General features: G+C 58.3%; 18 protein-coding genes and 1 tRNA gene. 15 read left to right on the plus strand and 4 right to left on the minus strand.

All coding sequences use genetic code 11. The annotated features are described in order from the left end of the window. A partial coding sequence (locus tag MAXJ12_RS37500; RefSeq protein WP_008834883.1) for a hypothetical protein occupies positions 1 to 354 on the plus strand: 354 nt, incomplete at its 5' end. A gap of 22 nt (positions 355 to 376) precedes the next feature. Here MAXJ12_RS37500 and gap read toward each other — a convergent pair. Together gap and tkt are read right to left on the minus strand one after the other, a co-directional pair. After that, on the minus strand, positions 377 to 1,387 hold the full coding sequence (gene gap, locus MAXJ12_RS05930; protein WP_008834884.1) for a type I glyceraldehyde-3-phosphate dehydrogenase: 1,011 nt from the start codon (positions 1,385 to 1,387) through the stop codon (positions 377 to 379). Positions 1,388 to 1,454: 67 nt separating this feature from the next. Then, entirely contained in the window at positions 1,455 to 3,452 is a 1,998-nt protein-coding gene (gene tkt / locus MAXJ12_RS05935) for a transketolase (RefSeq protein ID WP_040585066.1), read from the minus strand. Positions 3,453 to 3,722: 270 nt separating this feature from the next. Here tkt and MAXJ12_RS05940 point away from each other — a divergent pair, with 270 nt between their 5' ends. Both MAXJ12_RS05940 and MAXJ12_RS05945 read left to right on the plus strand, forming a co-directional pair. Continuing rightward, positions 3,723 to 3,995: a DUF4164 domain-containing protein gene (locus MAXJ12_RS05940; RefSeq protein WP_008834886.1), complete on the plus strand. Its 273-nt coding sequence runs from the start codon at positions 3,723 to 3,725 to the stop codon at positions 3,993 to 3,995. Positions 3,996 to 3,999: 4 nt separating this feature from the next. Continuing rightward, positions 4,000 to 4,380, plus strand: coding sequence for a cell division protein ZapA (locus MAXJ12_RS05945; protein WP_008834887.1), 381 nt, complete (start codon positions 4,000 to 4,002; stop codon positions 4,378 to 4,380). Positions 4,381 to 4,528: 148 nt separating this feature from the next. On the opposite strand, the gene rpoH is transcribed toward MAXJ12_RS05945, so the two are convergent. Together rpoH and MAXJ12_RS05955 are read right to left on the minus strand one after the other, a co-directional pair. Beyond that, the gene (gene rpoH, locus MAXJ12_RS05950) at positions 4,529 to 5,440 is read right to left on the minus strand and encodes an RNA polymerase sigma factor RpoH (protein ID WP_008834888.1); all 912 of its coding nucleotides are present in this window, start codon (positions 5,438 to 5,440) and stop codon (positions 4,529 to 4,531) included. 185 nt (positions 5,441 to 5,625) lie between these two features. Continuing rightward, on the minus strand, positions 5,626 to 6,654 hold the full coding sequence (locus tag MAXJ12_RS05955; RefSeq protein WP_050898792.1) for an RluA family pseudouridine synthase: 1,029 nt from the start codon (positions 6,652 to 6,654) through the stop codon (positions 5,626 to 5,628). A gap of 27 nt (positions 6,655 to 6,681) precedes the next feature. Here MAXJ12_RS05955 and MAXJ12_RS05960 point away from each other — a divergent pair, with 27 nt between their 5' ends. From MAXJ12_RS05960 to MAXJ12_RS06015, 12 genes are all read left to right on the plus strand, one after another. Next, on the plus strand, positions 6,682 to 7,071 hold the full coding sequence (locus tag MAXJ12_RS05960) for a fimbrial protein (protein ID WP_008834890.1): 390 nt from the start codon (positions 6,682 to 6,684) through the stop codon (positions 7,069 to 7,071). Between the two features lie 4 nt (positions 7,072 to 7,075). Beyond that, positions 7,076 to 7,483 (plus strand): VOC family protein, encoded by a 408-nt coding sequence (locus tag MAXJ12_RS05965; protein WP_008834891.1) that lies wholly within the window; start codon positions 7,076 to 7,078, stop codon positions 7,481 to 7,483. A gap of 94 nt (positions 7,484 to 7,577) precedes the next feature. Further along, a tRNA-Glu gene (locus MAXJ12_RS05970) sits at positions 7,578 to 7,652 on the plus strand. 136 nt (positions 7,653 to 7,788) lie between these two features. Continuing rightward, complete coding sequence (locus MAXJ12_RS05975) at positions 7,789 to 8,631, plus strand: hypothetical protein (protein ID WP_008834892.1); 843 nt, start codon at positions 7,789 to 7,791, stop codon at positions 8,629 to 8,631. Between the two features lie 768 nt (positions 8,632 to 9,399). Next, positions 9,400 to 9,915: a DUF1643 domain-containing protein gene (locus MAXJ12_RS35015; RefSeq protein WP_157999619.1), complete on the plus strand. Its 516-nt coding sequence runs from the start codon at positions 9,400 to 9,402 to the stop codon at positions 9,913 to 9,915. Beyond that, complete coding sequence (locus MAXJ12_RS05990) at positions 9,912 to 10,319, plus strand: hypothetical protein (RefSeq protein WP_008834895.1); 408 nt, start codon at positions 9,912 to 9,914, stop codon at positions 10,317 to 10,319. Before MAXJ12_RS35015 ends, MAXJ12_RS05990 begins: the two co-directional genes overlap by 4 nt. Positions 10,320 to 10,755: 436 nt before the next feature. Next, on the plus strand, positions 10,756 to 11,007 hold the full coding sequence (locus tag MAXJ12_RS39970) for a type II toxin-antitoxin system HicA family toxin (RefSeq protein ID WP_008834896.1): 252 nt from the start codon (positions 10,756 to 10,758) through the stop codon (positions 11,005 to 11,007). Further along, positions 11,004 to 11,561, plus strand: a complete 558-nt coding sequence (locus MAXJ12_RS34280; RefSeq protein WP_008834897.1) for a type II toxin-antitoxin system HicB family antitoxin — start codon at positions 11,004 to 11,006, stop codon at positions 11,559 to 11,561. The genes MAXJ12_RS39970 and MAXJ12_RS34280 overlap by 4 nt, the downstream gene beginning before the upstream one ends. Further along, a complete protein-coding gene (locus MAXJ12_RS36565) occupies positions 11,561 to 12,031 on the plus strand; it encodes a hypothetical protein (RefSeq protein WP_139043803.1) in 471 nt (156 codons plus the stop codon). Before MAXJ12_RS34280 ends, MAXJ12_RS36565 begins: the two co-directional genes overlap by 1 nt. A 616-nt stretch (positions 12,032 to 12,647) precedes the next feature. Continuing rightward, on the plus strand, positions 12,648 to 13,028 hold the full coding sequence (locus MAXJ12_RS06005; protein ID WP_008834898.1) for a thermonuclease family protein: 381 nt from the start codon (positions 12,648 to 12,650) through the stop codon (positions 13,026 to 13,028). Positions 13,029 to 13,087: 59 nt separating this feature from the next. Then, positions 13,088 to 14,137, plus strand: a complete 1,050-nt coding sequence (locus MAXJ12_RS06010; RefSeq protein ID WP_008834899.1) for a PIN domain-containing protein — start codon at positions 13,088 to 13,090, stop codon at positions 14,135 to 14,137. A gap of 160 nt (positions 14,138 to 14,297) precedes the next feature. After that, positions 14,298 to 14,770, plus strand: a 473-nt coding sequence (locus MAXJ12_RS06015; protein WP_008834900.1) for a DUF6338 family protein, incomplete at its 3' end; no start/stop codon positions are given.

The following is a 14,770-nucleotide window of genomic DNA, read 5'->3' on the forward strand; positions in this document are numbered from 1 at the left end:
CGTCCAGACGAGCCGAGCAGTCGCGTCGCCACATGGCTGGGCGCGATTATCATCCTGGTCTTTCCGGTCCTGGCGATCGGGATATTCGAAGGCGGCTACAACCACGTCGTAAAGAACGTCGTCTATTTCGGTTTCGGCCAACCGGCGGCAATCGCTCTTTTCCCGCCTCCGACGTACGAGATGCCCAACGACTTCTTCTTCGAGTTCACCGGCATCGCCCAGTTTCCGGTCGGGATACTCACCGCGTTCCTGGTGCTGGAAATGCTGCGGCGGGGCAGCCGATGTTCATCAAGGGCCAACGCACATTTGCCGCAGCCTCTGAACGAAACGCCCGGACGAAGCCGGGCGTTTTGATTGAGCGAAATTCTTCCCAGGGTCAGGCGATGACCTTGCCGAAAGCGGCGGCCGTGTCGGCCATGCGGTTCGAGAAGCCCCATTCATTGTCGTACCAGGACATGACGCGCACCAGGTTGCCCTCGATCACCTTGGTCTGGTCGAGCGCGAAGGTCGAGGACGCAGGGTTGTGGTTCATGTCGATCGAAACCAGCGGCTCGTTTGTATAGGCGAGGATGCCTTTCAGCGGGCCGTTGGCGGCGGCGACGAGGATCTCGTTGACCTCCTCCACGGTGACCGTGCGCTTGGCGACGAACTTGAAATCGATCACCGAGACATTCGGCACCGGCACGCGGATCGACACGCCGTCGAGCTTGCCCTTCAGTTCCGGCAGCACGAGGCCCACGGCCTTGGCGGCGCCGGTCGAGGTCGGGATCATTGACATCGCCGCGGCGCGGCCACGGTAGAGGTCCTTGTGCATCGTATCCAGCGTCGGCTGGTCGCCGGTATAGGCGTGGATCGTCGTCATGAAGCCCTTTTCGATGTCGATGGCATTGTTGAGGACCATCGCCACGGGCGCCAGGCAATTGGTGGTGCAGGAGGCGTTGGAGATCACCATGTGGTCCTTGGTGATCTTGTCGTGGTTGCAACCGTAGACCACGGTCAGGTCGGCGCCGTCCGAAGGGGCGGAGACGATGACGCGCTTGGCGCCGGCGGCAAGATGCGCGGACGCCTTGTCCTTCGCGGTGAAAATGCCTGTGCATTCCAGCGCGATGTCGACGCCAAGATCCTTCCAGGGCAGCTGCGACGGATCCTTCACCGCCAGCACCTTGAACTTCTCCTTGCCGACGCTGATCATGTCGCCGTTGACTTCCACGTCACGCGGGAAGCGGCCATGGACGCTGTCGTAGCGCAACAGATGGGCATTGGTCTCGACCGGGCCGAGATCGTTGACGGCGACGACGTCGATATCCGTACGGCCGGATTCGTAGATCGCGCGAACGATGTTGCGGCCGATGCGGCCAAATCCGTTAATGGCAACTCTGACAGTCATGCTCGGTTCTCCTTGGGGGGCGAAAGTCGGTGCCGCGGGACCAAAATCAACGCGCCCGTGGCAAAGATCAATGTGACTTCTTGTGCAGCGCCGCTTCTGCCGCCTTCACCGTCGCGTCGGCGGTGATTCCGAAATGCGGATAGATCTGCTCGATCGGTCCGCTGGCGCCGAAGCCGGTCATGCCGATGAAGATGCCGTCGAGGCCGATGAAACGATCCCAGCCGAGCCGGATCGCCGCCTCGATGGCGATCTTGACCGGCGCACCGCCGATTATCGCAGCCTTGTAATCGTCGCTCTGCTTTTCGAACAGTTCGAAGGCGGGCACCGATACGACGCGCGTCGGGTGGCCGTGCGCCTGCAACTGCGTACGCGCGGCGAGCGCGATCTCGACCTCGGAACCGCTGGCGAAGATGGTGACCTCCGCGTCGCCGTTCGCAGTCGCGAGTTCGTAAGCGCCGTAGGCGCAAAGGTTCTCCTCGACGAATTCGGTGCGCACCGCCGAAAGGTTCTGGCGAGTAAGGGCGATAGTGGACGGCGTCTTCGCCGATTCCAGCGCGAGCTGCCAGCATTCGGCGACTTCGGTCGCATCGGCCGGGCGGAACACGGTGTGATTTGGGATGGCGCGCAACGCCGCCAACTGCTCGACCGGCTGATGCGTCGGGCCGTCCTCGCCGAGGCCGATGGAATCGTGCGTCATCACGAAGATCGAACGGATGCCCATCAGCGAGGCAAGCCGCATCGCCGGACGGGCATAATCGGAGAAGACCAGGAAGGTACCGGAATAGGGGATGACGCCGCCATGCAGCGCCATGCCGTTCATCGCAGCCGCCATGCCATGTTCGCGGATGCCGTAATGGACGTAGCGCTCGCCGTAATCCCCGGCCGAAATGGGCTTGGTCTGGCTGGTCCGGGTGTTGTTGGAGCCGGTCAGGTCGGCCGAGCCGCCGATGGTCTCGGGCGCCACCGCATTGATGACCTCCAGCGCCATTTCGCTCGACTTGCGGGTGGCGACCTTCGGCCTGTCGCTGGCGAGCTTCTGCTTGTATTCCGCGATCGCCCCATCCAGGCCGCCGGGTAGCTCGCCGCGCATGCGGCGCTCGAATTCGGTGCGGATCTCGCTTTCGGCGGCGGCAAGCCGCTGTTCCCATTCCTTGCGCTTCTTGCCGGCATTGAGGCCCGACAGGCGCCAAGCATCGAGAATGTCAGAAGGCACCTCGAATGCCGGGGCCGTCCAGCCCAGCGCCTTGCGCGTGGCTGCGATCTCATCGGCGCCGAGCGGCGAGCCGTGCGCCTTGTTGGTGCCGGCCTTGGTCGGTGCGCCGAAGCCGATGGTGGTCTTGCAGGCGATCAGCGTCGGCCGGTCCGAATGGTGTGCGAGTTCGATCGCGTCGGCGATCGCGTCCGGATCATGGCCGTCGCAGCGCATGGTGTTCCAGCCGGAGGCGTCGAAACGCTCCAGCTGGTCGGTGGAATCGGCGAGGGATACGGGGCCGTCGATGGAGATGTTGTTGTCGTCCCAAAGTACGATCAGCTTCGACAGCTGCAGGTGGCCGGCAAGCGAGATCGCCTCCTGGCTTATGCCTTCCATCAGGCAGCCGTCGCCGGCGATCACATAGGTGTAGTGGTCGACCAGCGCGTCGCCGAAGCGCGCATTGAGGATGCGCTCGGCGAGCGCCATGCCGACCGAGTTGGCCAAGCCCTGGCCGAGCGGGCCGGTGGTGGTCTCGATGCCGGCGGCATGGCCGTATTCGGGATGGCCGGCTGTCCTAGAGCCGAGCTGGCGGAAGTGCTTGATCTCGTCGATGGTGATGTCTTCGTAGCCGGTCAGATAGAGCAGCGAATAGAGCAGCATCGAGCCGTGGCCCGCCGACAGGACGAAGCGGTCGCGGTCCGGCCAGGCCGGGTTCTTCGGGTCGTGCTTCATGAAGCGGGTGTAGAGCACCGTCGCCATGTCGGCTGCGCCCATCGGCAGGCCGGGATGGCCGGAATTGGCCTTTTCTACCGCGTCCATCGAAAGGAAGCGGATCGCATTGGCCATCCGGTCATGTTTTTCGCGCTGATTCATCATGGACTCGCTGCAGAGTGGATGGCGGGGCAACAGCGGCGTCGTGTCCCCCGAAAAAGGCAGGCGACACATAGCAGGCGCGCCGCGTGAGTCAACAAAAGCGGCGCTCTTTCCACGCCGGTCCGGCGGCCTCGCCGCGGGTTGTGCAGCGATAGCAGGGGACAGCCCGAATCACTTTGTTGACGGCTGCTTCACACGACGCCTAATGTTTCGCGGATAAATCGTTCTGAACGCGGACGATTCGGTGATGGGCGGGGTTGGACAGGAGCCATGACCGGGGAAACGACGCTCAAGGAAGTGATAAGCCGGCTCGGCAGGGCCATCGATGCGCTGGAACAGGGCGTCGCTACCCGCCTCGAACACGAGCAGGATTATTCGGAAGCCGAAGCCGAAGTGCAGCGCATGAACGCCGACCGCAGCCGGCTGGCGCAGGAACTCGACAATTCCGAGGCCCGCGCCGAGAGGCTGGAGGAGGCCAACAAGGAAGTTTCCCGGCGTCTCGTAACCGCCATGGAAACCATCCGCGCGGTTCTGGACAGGTGATCCGATGGCGCAAGTGACAGTCACAATCGACGGCAAAGCCTATCGCATGGCCTGCGACGAAGGCCAGGAAGAACATCTGATCGACCTCGCCCAGCGCTTCGACCGCTACGTCTCGCATCTGAAGGATTCGTTTGGCGAGATCGGCGACCAGAGGCTGACCGTCATGGCCGGCATCATGGTCATGGACGAGCTTGTGGAACTGCAGAAGCGGGTCAAGGGCATGGAGGGCGAGATCATGACCCTGCGCAAGACCCGCGACGATGCGCTGATCAAGGCCGACAAGAACGATGCGGCGCTGACCGGCGCGCTCAGCGGCCTTGCGCAGCGGATGGAAGATCTGGCGTTGAAGCTGGCGGTGAGGAAAGAGCAGGGCGAGGCCCAATAGCTTTGGCGGTGGCGAAGCGGGCAGATAGCGCCAAACGCGTTCTCAAATTCTCGTCCTGTGGGAGAAGGGAGAGCGCAACCTTTATGCCCAAACAAAAACCGCGCCGGCAGCGCCGACGCGGTCTGACTTAAGTTCCTGCCGAAGGTCCTTACGCCGCCGGCTGCGCCTCGATGGTGCGCAGGGCCTGCGCCTGGCGCTTGGCCGCGGCTTTCACTGCGTCCTGCACCTTCTCGAACGCCCGCACCTCGATCTGGCGCACGCGCTCGCGGCTGATGTCGAATTCGCCCGACAGTTCCTCGAGCGTCAGCGGCTCTTCCGATAGTCGCCGGGCCTCGAAGATGCGCTTTTCGCGATCATTGAGGACCGACATGGCGCCGGCGAGCATCGAGCGGCGGTTATCCAGTTCGTCTTGCTCGATCAGAATGGTCTCGGCGCTTTCATGGTCGTCGACCAGCCAGTCCTGCCATTCGCCGGATTCGCCTTCGGTCGCGCGGATCGGCGCGTTGAGCGAAGCGTCGCCGGAAAGCCGGCGGTTCATCGAGATGACCTCGGCTTCGCTGACGTTCAGCCGGGTGGCGATCTCGGTGATCTGCTCCGGCTTCAAATCGCCTTCGTCAAGCGCCTGGATCTTGCCCTTCACCTTGCGCAGGTTGAAGAACAAGCGCTTCTGATTGGCGGTAGTGCCCATTTTCACGAGGCTCCACGAACGCAGGATGTATTCCTGGATCGAGGCCTTGATCCACCACATGGCGTAGGTTGCCAGCCGGAAGCCGCGCTCCGGTTCGAATTTCTTGACGGCCTGCATCAGGCCGACATTGCCCTCGGAAATGACCTCGCCGATCGGCAGCCCATAGCCGCGATAGCCCATGGCGATCTTGGCCACGAGACGCAGATGGCTGGTCACGAGCTTGTGTGCCGCACCCGTATCCTCATGCTCCTGATACCGCTTGGCGAGCATGTACTCTTCCTGCGGCTGAAGCATCGGAAAACGGCGGATTTCTTCCAGATAGCGGCTGAGGCCGCCTTCCCCGGAAACAATGCTTGGTAGTGTCTGGGCCATAAAGCACCCTCCTCTCGAAATTTTGCCCCCTGAACAAGGCAGGCATGTGGCGCGGAAGCGTCGTCACCCGTCCGCGACAAACACTCTTATATAGGAACAAAACCGGAAAATCCAGCATTTGTTCAACTTTAAACAGTGTGTCACGCCAAAGTGAACGACGCCAGTCAGGTTTTCTCAACCGATGTTCAGAGATTCCGAAAGCCGGCGACCAGTTCTTCCATGTCTGCCGGAAGCGGCGCCTCGAAGCGCATCAGCTCGCCCGAAACCGGGTGACGGAAGGCCAGCAGGCGCGCATGCAGGGCTTGGCGCGGAAAGGCATTGACCTTCGATTTCAGTGGCTCGGGCAGGCGGTTCGCCTTGCTGCGGAACGCCGCGCCGTAATCGGGATCGCCGATTACGGGATGACCGATATGGGCCATGTGCACGCGGATCTGGTGCGTGCGCCCGGTTTCAAGGCGGCACTCGACGAGGGCTGCCCTGGCGAACTCCTCCTGTTTTTCGCCGAAGCGCTCCAGCACTGCGTAGTGTGTTACCGCGTGGCGGGCGTCATCGCGGCCTTCTGGCACCACCGCCCGCCTGGTCCTGTCGGAGGCGCGGCCTAGCGGCGCGTCAATGGTGCCGGCCCTGCGCTGCGGGATATTCCAGACCAGCGCAATATAGGCACGTTCGAGATCGCTGGCGCGGCCGTGATCGGCAAAAGCCTCGGACAGCGCCTGATGGGCGCGATCGGTCTTTGCCACCACCATGACGCCTGACGTGTCCTTGTCGAGGCGGTGGACAATGCCGGGCCTTCTGACGCCGCCTATCCCCGAAAGGCTGTCGCCGCAATGGTGGATCAGGGCATTGACCAGCGTGCCGGTCCAGTTGCCAGCGCCGGGATGGACGACGAGTCCGGGCGGCTTGTTGAGCACGATCAGCTGGTCGTCCTCGAAAAGTATGTCGAGCGGGATGTCTTCGCCGACCGGCTCCGCCGGTTCCGGCTCGGGCAGCTCCAGCGCCACGTCGTCGCCCGAAACCATCTTGCGCTTCGGCTCGTTCACCACCGCGCCGCCGACACGGACTGCGCCCTGCCTGATCAGCGCCTGGACTCGGTTGCGCGAAAAGTCCGGGCCAAGCGCTGCCGCGAGCCACTGGTCGAGCCGCAGCCCTGCGGCGTCGGGACCGGCCGTCAGCCCTTTCAATGCAGCGCCGGCTTCGCTATCAGGATCGCTCATCGCAGACAATTCCAGGTTTTTCCCACTATGGCGCGGCCGACGATTGACGATAACGAGGAAAAGCCGCTCGATCCGGCCGTCGAGAAAGTGCGCCGCAAGCTCGTCCGCTTCGTAGCGATCAATCTCGGCCTGCTGTTCCTGGCCCTTATGGCGGTGCTGGCGGCGGTTGTCTACAAAACCGGCGCGCCGAGCGAGATCGTGTCCGTCGGCGGAAACGAGGCGGTGCCGTCGCCCGCTGAAGGCGGCGTGATGGCCGGCGACATCATCCTTCCTGCCGGCGCGAGGCTCGTTTCCCATTCGCTGTCGGGAAACCGGATCACGCTGGAGGCAGAGCTCGCCGGCGGCGGTCGGGCGCTTTTCCTCTATGATATAGCCGAGAAGCGTATCATCGGCCGCTTCGACCTGAAATCCGAGTGAGCGGATGATGGCTGAAGGCGTGCGAAAGATCGCCACAGTCGCGCTGGTCGTGGCCGACTACGATGAAGCCATTGCCTGGTATACGCAGAAGCTCGGCTTTCATCTCGTCCAGGACGTTGACCTCGGCGGTGGCAAGCGCTGGGTCACGGTCGGTCCCGCCGAGGGCGGCGCCGGGGCGCATCTCCTTCTTGCCCGAGCCGATGGCGACAAGCAGCGCTCGCATGTGGGCGACCAGACCGGTGGCCGCGTTTTTCTGTTCCTCGAGACCGATAATTTCTTCCGCGACTACAAAGCCATGTTGGCGCGAGGCGTCGAATTCCGCGAAGAGTCGCGTCGCGAGGCCTATGGGACGGTCGCGGTCTTCGCCGATCTCTACGGCAATCTTTGGGATTTGATCGAGCCGAGTAGCTGAGGCATTCGGGCCGCGCCTTTCGGCGCGGTCGCTCGAGCCTTGCGAATCGCGGTTGCATTTTTCCGGCGGTCGGACTATACGCCCCGAACTGTCAGCGCCCATCGTCTAGCGGTCAGGACGGCGCCCTCTCACGGCGCAAACAGGGGTTCGATTCCCCTTGGGCGTACCAACACTTTCAAGCACTTAGCACCTCCCATTCCCGTTCTTGTCCAATGTCTGGCCAATATACCTGCTTGGACAGAGATGGAATCAGTTGCGTAGTTGACAACTCACGTGGTTCCCTCCCAATGCAACGGGAGGGGAAAATGAACGACAACATGATTGGGGATTTTGAGGGGTTGCTCGCTGTCGAGCGGACCAAACTCAACGATCAGGTGAAGCGCGAGATCGGCAAGACAACAGCGCAGTTTTCAGCGAGGGGCTCTCTCCAAAGCAGTATGGCCATTAAAGGCGTTGTGGATGTAGCCAGCCGAACCATCCCGATTTTTGCGCAGGCGACACTAAACCTTATCATTCGTTCCACCACCGCACACGGTATTGCAATTAATTCGACAAACCGCGACGAGATCAGAACGCTAGTCGCGGGGCACGTCAGTAACGAAGTAGCCAGGCTACGTGCAATCGTGAGCGAAGCGCCACCACTCAAGTCAAAGAGTATGGCGCCGACTGGCGAAACCCTCCTCGCCGAACTCGGCCGGATAGAAAAACTGGAAATGCAGCGGATAACGGGTGAACTTGCCCTCATAGCGGCATCGAACGACAAGCGCATAGCCGATGGCGTTTCAAATAACAGCCCCACACTCGTCTTCAACGCTCCGGTCGGCGTCGTACAGACTGGCCCCGGTAGTTATGGGATCGCAAATCAGGTTATCGACTCCGCCGCGCGCGAAGCGCTTGAAAACGCCTTCACCGCGTTGCTGGAGGTACTGGCTGCCGAAGAAAGTGAGGACGTTCCCTTCGATCGTCTGGAAGTCGAGGAACTGGCGATCGAGGGCAAATCAGAACTCTCGAAGGAGAAGCCAAATCGTACGCGGTTGAAGACCATCGTAAGCGGGATTGGAGGCGCAATATCCTATGCGCCGAAGTTCAAAGACGCATACGACACCCTGAAATGGGCGGGAGCGCTTGTCGGAATTAGCCTTCCCTGATCTGAGAAAAACCCCCAGGGCCCACCGTTGATTTCCAAGGGTTTCCTGCGACTATCGGCAAATCCGCGCGACATGCGTGCGACATGGGAGGGCAGAGCAGGTGTGGTATCGTTTCCTACTCGCAGTGGCTTTGACCTCCATTTCCTGGGTGGCAGTTGCGCAGGACCTTTTCACAGGAGGGGTTTACCTCTGCACTGTGGAGGAAGTTTCTAATGATATGAGTTCGCCTCTGTCTGTTGGCGAGAAGATCCTCGCCGGGCTGGCGAGGATCGAGCCCCCGACAATGACCCTTATCTTTGAAGGCGGCGCCGGAAGGCAAATGAAGTGCAAAACAGTTGGCAGGGTGTGGGTATGCGATAATCCCTATATCAAGCGACAAGACATTTTTGATATCGAGAAACTGTCGATGGTCCTCGCACGAGGCTCCGAACCGCTTGAGGATTTCGAGAGACTTAGTTGTTCCCCGTTTTCGTTTTAGGCCACGCCAGAGAGTTCAGTATGCGCAATGTCGGGAATTAGCGGCACAAAAAAGTGCCGAGGCTAATTCGCACCCAGCGTATGGTGATCGCGGAGCCGCCCGCCAGGGCGGCTGTCTGGCACGGCGCGCCGGCACTGAGAATGGCGTGCGGCTGAGAAAGGAAAGGGCCCCAAATGGATAGTTCGGTCGGACGTAGGCTTGGCGCACCCTTAGGTCGGAAGGATGAGCCCCAATGCGCGTACGTTTGCGACTTCAGGACAGAACCGGACATGCGGTGGAAACGGTCAAGATTGTTTGAGCCCGCTGTATCACCTCCACTGATCCTTCCATGGATCGTTCTCAATCCAGCCGGAAACGCTGCCAATGAGAATTGCGGTAAGCCCTTCCCGTTCGTGCGACGAGGCGCAGCCTGGACCATGGCGGTAATGAGTTGGAAGTGGGGCTTTAGCGGCTTTATCACCTACAATCTTTTTCCGTTTGAGCATGGTGACCCAAAAGAAATCAAAGAGCCGATTCGCCGCCGCGCTCGCGATATTCTGGCGTCATACAAAAAAATCGCGAGTGACATCGCGCAATTTGACTCTGCGATCCTTGCCTGGGGATCAGAACTGAAGCGCGAAACTGACGAGTTCGCGCCTCGGCTGATGGAGCAAATTGCATTGATGCGGCCTTCGCCGCTCATCAAGTGGCGCATCGGTCAAACTGCAACCGGATATCCATTTCATCCAAGCCGGAAGCGGCACGACTCGCGCCCGGAACGCATCCCCGAGAACGGCGGCGGAGCCGGTGTGAGGTTAACACAATGAGCGGATACAACACCGGCATAGCAGCCGAATATTTTGTGCTGTCGCAACTTTACCGCCAAGGCCACGAAGCTTACGTGACCCTTGGCAACAGAAAGGCCATCGACATCAGGGTAGTGTTCCCTGGTGAGCAGGCAATCTCCATCGACGTTAAATCCGTCAGGGGATATTCATCGATCCCTATGAACAACGTTTTGATAGCACCACACCATTTTATCATCTGCGTGATATATCGAAATCGCTTTGAGAAGCTTGAATATTTCCCCGATGTGTATGTTGTCCCCAGCGAGGAACTTGGTGCCATACTACGGGATTTCAACGGACAACTTCGATTGTTCCGCGGTCCTTTAGACCGGTTCCTGAACGCATGGCACTTGCTGGCACGCGATGTTCCGCCTGCGGTCTGAGGATCGAGCCAAGCGCGAAGGAAACATTGGAAGCAGCTGCGAAAGCCGATATCGTTAGAACGTGGCGTCCTATGTCGAAAAACTAGTGGGTTACCGATCTGGAGGCAAAGGGATTCCTCCCCAAAGGCACTGCCGAATGAAGGGCGCAAAAGCCCTGTGGGGCGTCTGTGGGATGCCTCACATGCTGGGTTATCGGAAATGGGTCGGACGCATTGACCGCCGGCCTTCACTGTTCCGCGCCGAAGCCTGTCTATGACTGGGAGGGCGGTTCGTATTGCCCTGAACACCCTTTGCATCCGACTCCGGTGACGGCTAGTCTCTCTAAACGCGTGCGAAATTTAACTTCCTCATAGGGCCGTTCCGGTATACTAACACGTTGCAACTATTTTTCAGTTGCAGCGAACCTACCAGTTGGCCAAACGTTGGTAGAAATCGAATGGCTCAGCTGGCGAAGCTTGTCGAGGCGCTGAAAGAATGCAACGGACCTTTCCCGTACCGGGACGTGAAGCGCATCCTGGAGGGCTTGGGTTGCGAAGAGCGGCAAACTGGTGGCGGCAGTAGACGACGGTTCCTACACGTCGCTTCCAAGCGAATGATACTCCTGCACGAACCGCATCCCGGGAACGAAATTAAACCCTACGTTGTCCGCGAGATTCGTGAAACTCTGATTGAGATGGGTCTCATATGAGCACAGTAAAATATAAAGGCTACCAAGCCTCTGTCGAATATGAAGACGGCACACTCTTCATAAAGGTGTTGCATGTCGATGATTTGCTGATTGCTCAATGCGAGAGCGCCGCAGATGTTGATAAGGCATTTGCGGAACTAATCGAAGGCTACTTGGCCGACTGCGCCGAGCTTGGAAAAAGCCCGACCAAGCCGTTCAAGGGCAGCTTCAACGTCCGCATGACACCGGAACTTCACAAACGGTCGGCCATGGCTGCCGCAGACGCCGGCCTTACACTGAACTCGTGGATCGTTGCCGCTGCCACCGATAAACTGGAATGCGGTCATCTTACACAGCGCGTTGACAATGTGCTTCGGACGCAACGCGAGGAAATCGACCCTCTTAGGAGGCAACGTGAGGAAATCGATCTTATGCAGAGGGTTGCTAGACCGAAGCTTTCAAAAGTTCGTGTCAGTGCCGAACACCGCGTACTAGAGTTTGAAAGGATTCTTTCTATCCGTACTGGAATAGTGACTTCGTACACACGAAAGCCTACTGCGCGGTGGGGGAATTAATGGCGCTGGAAAAGAAGAGTTATTATCAGGCTAGAGAATTGGACGAAAAGCTTTCGTCAATTTCCTCTCTTGTGTTGCTAGAATTTTCTACAAAACTTGATGTTATTGCCCCAACCTCTGATGAGAATGTTACGATATTTTATCGCTCTGCTGTAAACGTGCCAACCCTGGTAGCAGGTTCAGATAAATACGTTGTCATTTGTCACGTCAGTGCTGGAAAGCAAATGGAAGGAGCCGAGTCGAGTATATCCGCTTACTATGGCTTAACATTTGAGTCTGATTCTTCATCGGAAGACGAGCTGCTCAACAATGCGAAATTGCTCGCGACCTATTCGGTTTGGGGCCGCTTCTCGGTCCTTTTTGATTTAATAAACAGTCAGATGGAGCTTGAACTCCCAACTCTACCAGCCAGACCGCGTTCCATCGACGTAATGGATGCTTCACATTCCGAGCAGGCCAGCGAACGTTGAAACCGCTGACAGACGAAACGAGCACCAGTTATCACGGCTGAGATTCATTGCCACTGCACCGCGCTTGCTGCGCTCCGATCATAGCTCCTCAATGCCACCATTCTCGCGCGCTGACAGCACTGAATGCGGCAATCGTCACGGCCATTGAGGCGGTCACCGGCAACAAAGCACCCTGGATGCGTGTCCGACTTCGACCAGCATCCGGGGGTACAGGCCGCCTGCGAACGAGCCCCCCCCCAAACATAGAGTTGGGTGCAAGTAGCCCCCCGCGAGGGGTCCGGAATGCGAACAGATTGGAACACATGCCTCGCTCGGGTCAGCATTGCGCCCGGTTAAGGATAGCGGCATGATCTTCCCGGTCGCCTGAACAGGTGACGGGGGTACAAATGGGCGCGCGCCTCTTAGCCATCGTATCGTCGCTGGCCGTGACAGCAAGTTGCGTTTCGGCACGAGCGCAATGTGATCCGAACTACGACCCATGTGTTCCAGTGGCGACCGATGTCGACTGTGCCGGCGGTAGCGGGAACGGGCCGGCCTATGTTGCCGGTCCGGTTACAGTTACTGGGACAGACATCTACGATCTGGACCGAGATGGCGACGGAACTGGGTGTGAAGGATGATCGAGGTAATTTCTGCACTGCTAATTTCATGCTGGCCGATTGTGGTGACCGACGGGGACACCATCAAATGCAACGGACAGCTTATGCGGCTCCTGGGAGATGGCATAGCAGACGTCTCAGGCGTGGACACGCCCGAGCTGCGGAAATACCGGTGCGAGCGCGAGAGGATCGGGGCGCTTCGAGCTAAGAAGCGTTTGAATGAGCTGGTCGCAATCCCCGGCACAACAATTGAGCACTCAGGAGCTGTCGACGACAGTGGGCGTCCGCTGGTGCGGATCAGACTTCCCGATGGGAGAACCGCTGAGAGCGTTCTTCTGGAAGAAGGGTATGCTCTCGATTGGTCGCCTAACCACCGAAACGACTGGTGCTACGACTGAGAACCAAAGTGCATAGGGCTCTATCAGAAGTCCATTTAGCGTAAAGCTTGAGCAGCAAGATGCCAAATAACACGCCAAAAGTTTTTTTAGACGCAAACATACTAATCGCAGCAGGTAAACCGCCCGGCGGACCTGAGATTCAGCGCGTTATCGATCTTGTTGAGGCTGAGATCATAACCATTCTTGCCACGGACCTCACTGTCACAGAGGTTGCAAAAAAGCACGCGGAGAATGACTATGAGGTAATAAGAGACATTGGGCGAGCTCATTTCCGCAGTATTTTAGAACTAGTGACAGGAGTCCCGCTACCAATTGTCAGTAAGGCAGAATTGAAGAGTAAGCTGATCAAGACATACGAGACTTCGACCAATGAGATGTTTAAATCCCTTAAAGCTAAGATGCTTGCAATAGATGGAATAAAGCCTTCGACTATCTTGGCGGCGTATGCTGCTAACGAAGGTTTCTTTAGCGGAGAGGGAAAGAAAAACCAATTTCCGGATGCATTCATATTCGAAAGTCTGAAGGCAGAGGCTTCCGAGAGTACCAGAGTGATTATAGTGTCTAATGACGGTGACTTTATAAATCCCGCGACGTCTGTTCCGAATATCTCACTAGTGATGTCTCTGCCTGCCTTGTTTGGCAGTCTGGGGCTTGAAATGGATGCTCCTGAGATTGATGAGTTCCTCGAAGAAAACAAGGGCACGCTAATTGAGAAGATCGGCGAGGAGCTGTCGAACTGGGGTCTAATTGGAGACGTTGAGGATTCCGAAGTCTACGATATTGACCCCATAGACGTCGAAATCGAAAATATGACAGCCTTCAAGGGAACTGAAGAAGGTGGCTCCATCCTAGTTATCGGTCGCTTAGCAGTTAAGGCCGACCTATATTATAGCCATCCAGACTGGGATACTGCATCGTATGATTCGGAGGACAAGGTCCTCATTCCCTGGGATACGGTCACTGGCGAAACCACAGTGGACGTGACCATTGACGTATCGATGTCAGTTGCAATTGACGATGACGGAGAGCCAACGGCAGTTGAAACGTTAGACTTTCGAAACGGAAACTTTCAATATGTGCAGTTGCACCCCTATGAAAACTACAAGTAAGATTTCTTTGGCGATTCCGGGCGGGCGAACGTGCGGGATTAGTTAGGAGACGGGTTTTCCGTCATCCTGATCCGTTTTGATTTTATCGGCGTTGTCTGCGTCTCCCGGAACGAGCGGCAAGGAAGCGCATAGGTCCGCGCTGTTAGAGGAAGCCGATTAGTTGTCACCTAGTCTCTTTTTCATCCAGCTTGCTATCTTGCTTCTGCCTGGGGTCATCTGGGCGCGGGTCGATGCAAATTATGGTGCTAAACAGGACCGATCGCAGTTCGAGTTCGGCTTGCGCTCGGTGCTATTCGGCCTCACCGCTCACGCGCTCACCTACGTACTATTTCTTGTTGTACGGCAGCCCTTTGAGGTGATCGATCTCGCGAAAGCTTCACAGAACAGTGTTTTGACCCGTGGGATGGTCATTCAAACCCTTGCGGCGATCGTGGTAGGGTTTGCCGCCTCGGTTGTCTGGCTCTACGCCGTGAACTACAAGTGGCTTACACGACTCCTTCAAACGATCAATGCCACGAAGCGATATGGCGATGAGGACGTTTGGGAGTACATGTTCAATTCAAGCGACGTCTCGGTCCGCTTTGTTCACGGTAAGCGTAGAGCTCAGACCGTTTGGGCTTCGAAGTTCCAAGG

The organism is Mesorhizobium alhagi CCNWXJ12-2, from assembly GCF_000236565.1.
Classification (GTDB): domain Bacteria; phylum Pseudomonadota; class Alphaproteobacteria; order Rhizobiales; family Rhizobiaceae; genus Allomesorhizobium; species Allomesorhizobium alhagi.

What these genes read in the sequence shown, in the direction of transcription:
- gap (WP_008834884.1), bottom strand. Translation starts at nt 1,387, where the DNA reads ATGACTGTCAGAGTTGCCATTAACGGATTTGGCCGCATCGGCCGCAAC.
- tkt (WP_040585066.1), bottom strand. Translation starts at nt 3,452, where the DNA reads ATGAATCAGCGCGAAAAACATGACCGGATGGCCAATGCGATCCGCTTC.
- MAXJ12_RS05940 (WP_008834886.1), top strand. Translation starts at nt 3,723, where the DNA reads ATGACCGGGGAAACGACGCTCAAGGAAGTGATAAGCCGGCTCGGCAGG.
- MAXJ12_RS05945 (WP_008834887.1), top strand. Translation starts at nt 4,000, where the DNA reads ATGGCGCAAGTGACAGTCACAATCGACGGCAAAGCCTATCGCATGGCC.
- rpoH (WP_008834888.1), bottom strand. Translation starts at nt 5,440, where the DNA reads ATGGCCCAGACACTACCAAGCATTGTTTCCGGGGAAGGCGGCCTCAGC.
- MAXJ12_RS05955 (WP_050898792.1), bottom strand. Translation starts at nt 6,654, where the DNA reads ATGAGCGATCCTGATAGCGAAGCCGGCGCTGCATTGAAAGGGCTGACG.
- MAXJ12_RS05960 (WP_008834890.1), top strand. Translation starts at nt 6,682, where the DNA reads ATGGCGCGGCCGACGATTGACGATAACGAGGAAAAGCCGCTCGATCCG.
- MAXJ12_RS05965 (WP_008834891.1), top strand. Translation starts at nt 7,076, where the DNA reads ATGATGGCTGAAGGCGTGCGAAAGATCGCCACAGTCGCGCTGGTCGTG.
- MAXJ12_RS05975 (WP_008834892.1), top strand. Translation starts at nt 7,789, where the DNA reads ATGAACGACAACATGATTGGGGATTTTGAGGGGTTGCTCGCTGTCGAG.
- MAXJ12_RS05990 (WP_008834895.1), top strand. Translation starts at nt 9,912, where the DNA reads ATGAGCGGATACAACACCGGCATAGCAGCCGAATATTTTGTGCTGTCG.
- MAXJ12_RS39970 (WP_008834896.1), top strand. Translation starts at nt 10,756, where the DNA reads ATGGCTCAGCTGGCGAAGCTTGTCGAGGCGCTGAAAGAATGCAACGGA.
- MAXJ12_RS34280 (WP_008834897.1), top strand. Translation starts at nt 11,004, where the DNA reads ATGAGCACAGTAAAATATAAAGGCTACCAAGCCTCTGTCGAATATGAA.
- MAXJ12_RS36565 (WP_139043803.1), top strand. Translation starts at nt 11,561, where the DNA reads ATGGCGCTGGAAAAGAAGAGTTATTATCAGGCTAGAGAATTGGACGAA.
- MAXJ12_RS06005 (WP_008834898.1), top strand. Translation starts at nt 12,648, where the DNA reads ATGATCGAGGTAATTTCTGCACTGCTAATTTCATGCTGGCCGATTGTG.
- MAXJ12_RS06010 (WP_008834899.1), top strand. Translation starts at nt 13,088, where the DNA reads ATGCCAAATAACACGCCAAAAGTTTTTTTAGACGCAAACATACTAATC.